This is a genomic window from Kitasatospora sp. NPDC047058 (assembly GCF_040643935.1).
Classification (GTDB): Bacteria; Actinomycetota; Actinomycetes; order Streptomycetales; family Streptomycetaceae; genus Kitasatospora.
Genome location: NZ_JBEYVJ010000612.1, coordinates 1 through 3056 on the forward strand (window position 1 = coordinate 1; position 3056 = coordinate 3056).

At 76.5% G+C, this 3056-nt stretch carries 3 protein-coding genes and 1 pseudogene; 2 read left to right on the top strand and 2 right to left on the bottom strand.

The window, feature by feature from the left end:
- Positions 1-1045, top strand: a 1045-nt coding sequence (locus ABZ885_RS38250) for a sensor domain-containing protein (RefSeq protein ID WP_360199363.1), incomplete at its 5' end; no start/stop codon positions are given.
- Positions 1046-1066: 21 nt separating this feature from the next.
- Here the strand turns inward: ABZ885_RS38250 and ABZ885_RS38255 are convergent.
- Together ABZ885_RS38255 and ABZ885_RS38260 are read right to left on the bottom strand one after the other, a co-directional pair.
- Entirely contained in the window at positions 1067-1732 is a 666-nt protein-coding gene (locus ABZ885_RS38255; protein WP_360199365.1) for a response regulator transcription factor, read from the bottom strand.
- Between the two features lie 110 nt (positions 1733-1842).
- Positions 1843-2550, bottom strand: a complete 708-nt coding sequence (locus ABZ885_RS38260) for a hypothetical protein (protein ID WP_360199366.1) — start codon at positions 2548-2550, stop codon at positions 1843-1845.
- A 230-nt stretch (positions 2551-2780) separates the two neighbouring features.
- Here ABZ885_RS38260 and ABZ885_RS38265 point away from each other — a divergent pair.
- Positions 2781-3056 (top strand): annotated as a pseudogene (locus ABZ885_RS38265) (hypothetical protein); the annotation flags it as partial.

The following is a 3056-nucleotide window of genomic DNA, read 5'->3' on the forward strand; positions in this document are numbered from 1 at the left end:
GTTCGCCCGCGGCCGCGCCGTGCTGACCGACCCGGTCGCCTGGCGGTCGCTGCTCTACCTGCTGCTCCGCCTCCCGCTCGGGCTGCTCGGCTTCGCCGCCGCCGTGGTCCTGCCACTCGGCTGCGGCTGGCTGCTGGGCTTCCCGCTCTGGGTCCGGCTGCTGGAACCGGGGGACCGCCCGGCCGGCTGGCCGGACGCGGCGGCCGTCCTGCTGGGCCTGGCCCTCCTGGCGGCGCTGCCGGGCGCCAACGGTGCGCTCGGCGCCGCCAACCGGAGCCTGGCCCGGCTCCTGCTCGGCCCGGCCCGCTCCCAGCAGCGCGTGCGGACGCTGGAGACCGCCCGCGCCACCCTGCTCGCCGCCAACACCGACCGGCTGCGCCGCCTGGAGCGCGACCTCCACGACGGCACCCAGGCCCAGCTGGTCGCCCTCGCCATCACCCTCTCGCTGGCGGACGACGTGCTGGCGGACGACCTACTGGTGGGCGGTGTGACGGTGGACGCCGTGGCGGCCGCGGGCGGCAGCCCAGGGCGCGGGCCCGCAGCCGACGTGGCCCGGCTGCGCGCCCTGGTCGACCGGGCCCGCGGCCAGACCGACGAGACCATCGCCGGACTGCGCCGCCTCACCGCGGGCATCCACCCCGTCGCCCTGGACGGCGGGCTGGCCGAGGCCCTGCCCGGGCTGACCGCCACTTCGCCCGTCCCGGTCACCGTCCGCCTCGACCTGCGCGACCGGCCGGATCCGGCGATCGAGGAGGCCGTCTACTACTGCGCGGCGGAGCTGCTCACCAACCTCGCCAAGCACAGCGGCGCCCGCTCGGCCGAACTGTCGGCCTCCGCGGCCGACGGCCTGGTCCGGCTGACGGTGCGCGACGACGGCTGCGGCGGCGCGGTGCTGGGTGCGGCCGGAGGCGCCGGGGGAGCGGGCGGCGGGACCGGCCTCGCCGGCCTGCGCGAACGGCTCGCCGCGGTGGACGGCCTGCTGCGGGTGGAGAGCCCGCCCGGCGGACCGACCGTCGTCACCGCCGAACTGCCGGCGCACGTCTGACGCCAAAGATCTGACGAAGCATCAACCCGTGCTCTCGGAGAGGTAGGTGAGCACCGCCTTCACCCGCCGGTTGTCCGCGTCCGTGGCCGGCAGGCCGAACTTGGCGAACACGGCGGCGACATGCTTCTCCACCGCCCGCTCCGACACCACCAGCCGCGCGGCGATCGAGCGGTTGGAGTGGCCCTGCGCCATCAGTTCCAGCACCTCGCGCTCGCGCGGCGTCAGTGTGTCGACCAGGCTGCGCCGGCCCCCGTGCAGCAGCCTCGTCACCACCTCCGGGTCGAGCGCCGTCCCGCCGTCGGCGACCCGGTGCAGCGCGTCCACGAACTCGGACGTCCGCGCCACCCGCTCCTTCAGCAGGTACCCGACCCCCGCCGCGCCGCCCGCCAGCAGCCGGGACGCCCAGGCGGCCTCGACGTGCTGCGAGAAGACCAGGATGCCGACCTCGGGCGCGCCGGCCCGCAGCTCGACGGCCGCCCGGATGCCCTCGTCGGTGTGGGTGGGCGGCATCCGGACGTCCACCACGGCGACGTCCGGCCGGTGTTCGGCCACGGCGGCGAGCAGCCCGGGCGCGGTGCCGACGGCGGCGACCACCGTGCACCCGCGGGCCGCGAGCAGCTCCACCATCCCGTCCCGGAGGATCACCGAGTCCTCGGCCAGTACCACGCGCAGCTGCTTGTCGATCACGGCGCCATTATCGCGGCCGTGGCCGCACCCGCCGGCACGCGCGGGGCGTCACGACGGGCGCCCCAGGCGCGCTCGGCGCCGCACGCGCGCTCGGCGTGCCGGTGCCGGCGCTACCGCGATTCCAGGTCGGCGCGGTCCATCTGGCCGTGGAAGGGCTCGACCGGGCCGAGGGGGATGCAGACCTCCGCCTTGCCGTCGTCCTGCTGGGAGCAGAACTGGGCGGCCGAGAGGTCGGTGCCCTCCGGGACGAACTGCCAGACGTACTTGTAGTAGGTCGTGTTGGCGTCGAACGTGCCGAACCAGTCGGGCACGCTGTTCATGTGGGTGCCGTCGAGGACGTCGCTCTCCGGCAGGGAACGTGCCCCGTCCTCGGTGTGCCAGCAGTCGGGGACCGGCCCGCAGGCCGGGTACTTGACGGCCATGATGATGTGGTTCGGGGCCTTGCTCGTCCGGTCGACCGGGTCCGAGGCGACCTTGAGGCGGACCAGCAGCGTCGTCTTGCCGAGGGGCGGGGCGATCCCGGGCAGCGAGGCGCTGGTGGCGGCGCTGACCACCTGCGCGGTGAACCCGCTCCCGCCGAACACCGCGTGCAGCACCGGCCCCCGCCCGGCGATCCCCCCGGCGCGGCTGGACGACGGCGCCGCCTTCGGAGGCAGGGCCTCGCCATCCTCGCCCGGACGGGACGCGGTGGCGGCGGCCCCGGCGCCGTTGGCACCCCCGGCTCCGCCCGACGGTGTGCCGGAGCTGCTGCAGGCCGCGCCGAGCGCGGCGACGGTGGCAACGGCCAGGCATCTGGCCAGGGTACGGCGAATCCTCATACATCCCCCCGATGTCGGTAGCAGCCTGCGGCTGCCGGCGCGGTTGAGTGATCCCGCACCGGCGCACTGGTCTACCACACGGAGATCAACTGTGTCTCCGTCGTCCGCCCCCGCCCGTCGTGCGGTGTCTGTCAGGGGGCGGACGCCCCGCGGCGAGGGTGACGCCCGGGGCGGCCCGCCCGCCGGAAACGGTTGGCGGGCGGCGGCCCGGGTGCATCAGAATCGCGCCCATGTCTCGCATCACGGACGGACCCGCCGGCGCCCGGCCCGCCCCGGCCCGGGACGCCACCGACCGGCTCCTCGTCGAGCTCGCGCCGCTCCCGCACGCCGGGCGCCTGCGGCACCTGGCCCGCACCGCACACGCGCTCGCCGCGGACGGCGAGCTGCCGGCCGTGCTCGCCGAACTGGCCGTCCGGGGCCGGTACGAGCGGCGGCTGGCGGCCCTCGCCGCCCTGGCGGGGCGCCAGACCGGCTACCTCGCCGCGCGGCTGGCCGACCCCGACGAC